This window comes from Staphylococcus sp. EG-SA-2 (assembly GCF_017152085.1).
On sequence record NZ_JACYHC010000919.1, the window covers coordinates 1 to 963 of the forward strand.

Here is a 963-nt window from a genome sequence, read left to right on the forward strand (position 1 = left end):
TAATTTCGTTTCTAGGCTTACCATTTTCATAAAGTTTAATTATTTTAATTTAAATTATTTACTAAAAGCTCTTCAGTCTCTTGTCACAATAAAATCGCCTAACCTCTTAGTTTAACAATATCTATTCCCATAGAATTTGTCCAACTAAGTGTAGACGATTCACTAAACTCCAAAAAAATAAATCCCAAATTATAATAGTTTCAATATTAATATATTACAATTTATTCATAGAATTTTTATCATTTTAATTAATAGGCTGTTATCTGGATTAAACAAACATTTTTTGTAATAGTTCTTTTTTACGTACTTTTAATCGTCCGACTTTTGAAGATTGTTTTTCAACCAATCTATCTATTTCACTGAAAAAATCACCGATTTTTTGTTGTTCTTCATAAGATGGCAATTTAGTCTTTATGTTTTGCAAGTCTTTTTGTGAGAGTACCAATTGTGATGTACCAGTTGCATATTTAATATATTCTTTTTTCAGTTGATAGTTTAAGTGTAATGTTAAATAATATTGATTTGCATCTATCCCTTTAAAGACAGGGTAATATTTACTAATAATACCTACATCAATCATTAGATTTAAATTAAACTTAAAAATTCCATCGTCGCTTCTTGAACGGTATGTTATATGATTTTTAGGGAGTATGAAATACCCAATATTACTCTCTGCAAAAGTTTTCCTATCTTTATAGTAGTCTGACTGAAGTATTAAACCTTGTCTTGACGATGTTAAAACAGGATATTCATTTTCATTAATAGTTCTTTTATTACTAAATTCTAATACATCTTTTAATTGCTTTTTGTTCCATCCTTTATAGTAATTACCTTCTTCATCTTTGAATCGTAATTCTTGTGAGAAGATTTTCTGTATATAGCATTTTTTCTGTTGTTGAAGTAATTCAAGTTTTTGTTCTTCTAATTCAATTTGTTGGTCAAGTTTGCTGAAGAATTGTCCTA

1 protein-coding gene is annotated in these 963 nt (G+C 26.6%); it reads right to left on the minus strand.

Annotated features, from left to right (window positions below):
• Nucleotides 1-268: 268 nt before the first annotated feature.
• A partial coding sequence (locus IDG60_RS16225) for a restriction endonuclease subunit S (protein ID WP_033859995.1) occupies nucleotides 269-963 on the minus strand: 695 nt, incomplete at its 5' end.